This window comes from Candidatus Phytoplasma phoenicium (assembly GCF_001189415.1).
Taxonomy (GTDB): domain Bacteria; phylum Bacillota_I; class Bacilli_A; order Acholeplasmatales; family Acholeplasmataceae; genus Phytoplasma; species Phytoplasma phoenicium.
This window is the reverse complement of the sequence record NZ_JPSQ01000012.1, coordinates 1-4421: the sequence shown is the minus strand read 5'-3', so window position 1 is coordinate 4421 and position 4421 is coordinate 1. Positions and strand designations below refer to the sequence as shown.

5 protein-coding genes are annotated in these 4421 nt (G+C 26.7%); all 5 read left to right on the top strand.

Going from position 1 to position 4421, the window contains the following annotated elements; all coding sequences use genetic code 11:
* Positions 1-13: 13 nt before the first annotated feature.
* Entirely contained in the window at positions 14-235 is a 222-nt protein-coding gene (gene acpP, locus AlmWB_RS00520) for an acyl carrier protein (protein WP_050337077.1), read from the top strand.
* Positions 236-308: 73 nt separating this feature from the next.
* Entirely contained in the window at positions 309-2696 is a 2388-nt protein-coding gene (leuS, locus tag AlmWB_RS00515) for a leucine--tRNA ligase (protein WP_050337075.1), read from the top strand.
* 52 nt (positions 2697-2748) lie between these two features.
* Positions 2749-3387 carry a guanylate kinase gene (gene gmk, locus AlmWB_RS00510; protein ID WP_050337079.1) on the top strand — a complete coding sequence of 213 codons (639 nt, stop codon included), beginning with the start codon at positions 2749-2751 and terminating at the stop codon, positions 3385-3387.
* 15 nt (positions 3388-3402) lie between these two features.
* Positions 3403-3615, top strand: a complete 213-nt coding sequence (gene rpoZ, locus AlmWB_RS00505; RefSeq protein WP_050337073.1) for a DNA-directed RNA polymerase subunit omega — start codon at positions 3403-3405, stop codon at positions 3613-3615.
* Between the two features lie 47 nt (positions 3616-3662).
* Positions 3663-4421 (top strand): 16S rRNA (cytosine(1402)-N(4))-methyltransferase RsmH (rsmH, locus tag AlmWB_RS00500; RefSeq protein ID WP_050337071.1); only part of this gene is annotated, 759 nt, incomplete at its 3' end.

Genomic DNA, 4421 nt, shown 5'->3' with positions numbered 1-4421 from the left:
GACTAGTTAAGTTATGATTTTCAATAAAATTCGAGATATTATTATTATGCATAAGTCATCTATTAGAAAAGAAAAAATTACTTTAGAAACAAGGTTGAAAGAAGATTTAGGTTTAGATTCTTTTGATGCTGTTGAATTAGTAATTCAATTAGAAAATACTTTTAAGATTAAAATTAATGATGAAGCGATGCAACAATTTAAAACAATTAGAGATATCGTTGATTATATTCAATAATATATATTTTGTATGAAACATATTGGTATTAAATTTTTTATATATTTTTTATAGAAATGTAGAGTTGAAATTTATGTTATTATATGATTTTCTAAAAATTGAATCCAAATGGCAAGATCATTGGGAAACGCAACAAACTTTTAAGACAGTTGTTGATTTTTCTAAAAAAAAATTTTATTGTTTAGATATGTTTCCATATCCTTCGGCGGAAGGTTTACATATAGGACATATCGAAGGATATACAGCTAGTGATATTATTAATCGTTTTAAAAGAATGGAAGGTTATAATGTTTTACATCCTTTTGGTTGGGATTCTTTTGGTTTGCCAGCAGAACAATACGCACTCACGACAGGTAAAAATCCTCAACAATTTACTTACGAGAATATCGGTAAATTTAAAAAACAGATCCAACGTTTAGGCAAAGGAGTGGATTGGACCAAAGAATTAGCTACTTCCGATCCTTCTTTTTATAAATGGACACAATGGATTTTTAAAAAATTATATGAAAATAAATTAGCTGTTTTAGAAAATGTGGAAGTGAATTTTTGTCCTCAATTAGGTACTGTGTTGGCTAATGAAGAAGTAATTCAAACGGAAGAAGGACTTTTTTCAGAGCGGGGTAATTTCCCTGTTATTAAGAAAGAAATGAAACAATGGGTTTTAAAAATTACTGCTTATATAGATAGATTATTAGAAGATTTACAAATACTTAATTGGCCCAATCGATTAAAAGAAATACAAAAAAATTGGATCGGAAAAAAAGAAGGTTTTATTTTACGTTTCCCTTTGAAAAAAGATACAAAAACAACAATTTCTGTTTTTACTACTGAACCACATACTGTATTTGGTATCAATGCTATTATTTTAGCTCCTGAAAATCCTTTAGCGCCTAATATTGTCACACCAGACAATAATGAAAAATTTCATACTTATATTTTACAAACTCAACAAAAAACTAATTTAAATCGTTTTATTAGCAAAAAAAAAACAGGTTTTTTTACTGGTAATTATGTTATAAGTCCTTTTACTAATCAATCTATTCCTATTTGGATAGCTGATTATGTTTTGCCACATTATGGAACGGGCGCTATTATGTCTGTACCAGGAAAAGATTCAAGAGATTTAATTTTTTCACAAACAAATCATTTGGCGATTCCTCAAATTTTGTCTGATGGTATTTTGATTAATAGTAGTTTTTTAAATAATTTAAAAGAAGAAAAAGCACTTCTTCAAATCATCAAATATATCACAGACAAAAACATAGGCGAAATTCATTGTACTTATCAAATACGTGATTGGGTTTTTTCACGTCAAAGATATTGGGGTGAACCTTTTTGTCTTTTTTATGATGAAGAAAATAATATTTATCTTGAAAAAGATGAAGATTTACCTTTAAGATTACCTTTTATTGATAAATTGGAAATTTCAGGCGACGGCACTTCTCCTTTATCTAAAATATCTTCATGGTTGTATTTTGAAAAAAACGGAAAAAAATACAAAAGAGATTCCAATACTATGCCACAAATGGCGGGTAGTTCTTGGTATTATATTGGTTATATTTTAAAAAGATTAACTGACATAACTCCTTTAAATAGTCCTGAAGCAAAAAAATTATTAGAATATTTTTTGCCTGTAGATGTTTATATTGGAGGCAGTGAACATGCAGTAGGCCATCTTTTGTATGCTCGTTTTTGGCATAAGTTTTTATATGATTTAAATTTAGTTTCTTCTCCAGAACCTTTTATCAAATTAGTAAATCAAGGAATGATTTTAGGGGAAGATAATCTTAAAATGAGCAAATCTAAAGGGAATAGTGTCAACGCTTCTTTAATGTTGACAAAATACGGTGCAGATGTATTACGACTTTACATTATGTTTTTAGGTCCTTTAGAAGATACAAAAAAATGGTCAGAATCAAATATTAAAGGAATTCAACGTTTTCTTAATAAAGTTTACAATACCGCTATATCGTATGTTATCTCTGAACCTTATGATGTTTTAAATTCTTTGTTAAACGATACTATTCGAAAAGTTACTTTTGAATACGAAAATTTTAAATTTAATACAGCAATTAGTCATTTAATGATTTTTGTTAATCAAGTTATACAACATAAAAAAATCAACAAAACACAAATGAAAATTTTTTTACAATTGTTAAACCCAATAGCTCCACATATTACCGAAGAATTAAATCAAACTTTTTTAAAAAGTAACATAGAGTTGGCATATACATCTTGGCCTGTTGCTGAATGTACTGATTCCCTTATAGAATCTCAAAAAATTATTGTTCAAATTAATGGAAAGTTAAAAGGACTAATTGATGTTAGATTTAATTCTTCTCAAGAACAAATAGTGGAACAAGCTATGAAAATACCTAAAATTAATACATTATTAATGAAAAAAAAAATTATCAAAATTATTTATCTTCCTTGTAAATTATTAAATTTAGTTGTAGCATGAATCACCGTTCTTTAAAGTATTAATTTATTAGAAAGATATAAAGAAAGATATGATGAAGTTACATAAAAAAGGATTAATGGTTGTAATTTCTGGACCATCAGGTGTCGGAAAAGGACAAATTAAAAAAGCTTTGTTTAAAAGAAAAGGACATAATTTTGTTTATTCTGTATCTATGACTACACGTCCTCCTCGTCCAGAGGAACGTAATGGTGTTGATTATTTTTTTGTTGATGAATCTTATTTTAAACAAAAAATTAAAGAAAATTATTTTTTAGAATATAATTATTTTATTAATTATTATTATGGTACAACTTATCGTACGGTTACGGAACAACTTGAAAAAGGAAAGGAAATTTTCTTAGAAATCGATGTTCAAGGTTCCTTACAAGTGAAAAAACATAAAATTAGAAAAGATGGTGTTTTTATTTTCGTCGCTCCACCTTCTAAAGAATGTTTATATAAACGTTTGAAAAATCGTAACACTGAAAGTGAAGCAGTTATTCAAGAAAGAATGAAAAAAGCAGAAGAAGAATTATTATTAGCTCATAAATATGATTATATTGTGGTCAATGATGAAGTAGAAAACGCAGTGGATAAGATTCTTGCTATTGTAGTTGCTGAACATTCAAAAATTAAAAATAGTATTTCTTCTTATTTTTTAATTTCTGAAATATTTAAAAAAGAAAGTTAAGGTTTTATTAGCATAATGTTAAAAGAAAAAAAAGAAGGTTTAAATTATCCTTCTATTGATGAATTATTAAAACGTATTGATTCCAAATATAAATTAGCTTATTTATCTAGCAAAATTGCTCATGTTATTGAAGATGAAAAATTAGATGTTCAACAAGTATCTGGTCGAAAAATTTTAAGCAAAGCTTTATTCGAAATTATTAATGATAATTTTGAAATTGTTTTTTAAATAAATTTTTATTTTTTTGATTCTTTATAAAGGATTCGTTTAAAATTATGTGTTTACAACATATTCCTGTTTTAACAAAAGAAGTTGTTCATCATCTATCCATTAAACCTCAAGGTTGTTATGTAGATGCTACTTTAGGAGGCGGAGGGCATAGTGAGGAGATTTTAAAATATCTTTCTCAAGGTTTTTTATATGCTTTTGATCAAGATCCTTTTGTTATAAATTTGTGTACTGCTAAATTTCGTCATCATCAAAACATTTCATTAATTAATAATAATTTCGCTTTTTTACATGATGAATTATTAATCAAAAGAAAAATAAAAGGGATTGATGGTATATTATTTGATTTAGGACTATCTTCTTTTCAAATCGATGATCCACAAAGAGGTTTTAGTTATTTAAAAGATACAGCCTTAGATATGCGAATGAATCCTTCGCAAAAACTTACTGCTCAAGAAATTTTAAATACTTATGATTTTAAGAATTTAAAAAACATATTTTGGTTTTATGGTAATGAACCTAAAGCGCATGCGATTGCAAAAGCGATTATTAAAGCGCGACCTTTAAAAACTACTTTGGAATTAGTAGGTTTAATTGATCGTTTTTATTCGTTTTATGTACCACGTCGTAAAGGGCATAGTTCTAAAAGGATTTTTCAAGCTTTAAGAATAGAAGTTAATCAAGAATTAACATGTTTAGAAAAAGGGTTACAACAAAGCTTAAAATTGTTAAATAAAAATGGTACAATTGTAGTAATTAGTTTTAATTCTCTTGAAGATCGTTTAGTTAAAAATTTTTTTAAAAAA

Coding starts and splice junctions, on each gene's coding strand:
- acpP (WP_050337077.1), top strand. CDS start 14: ATGATTTTCAATAAAATTCGAGATATTATTATTATGCATAAGTCATCT.
- leuS (WP_050337075.1), top strand. CDS start 309: ATGTTATTATATGATTTTCTAAAAATTGAATCCAAATGGCAAGATCAT.
- gmk (WP_050337079.1), top strand. CDS start 2,749: ATGAAGTTACATAAAAAAGGATTAATGGTTGTAATTTCTGGACCATCA.
- rpoZ (WP_050337073.1), top strand. CDS start 3,403: ATGTTAAAAGAAAAAAAAGAAGGTTTAAATTATCCTTCTATTGATGAA.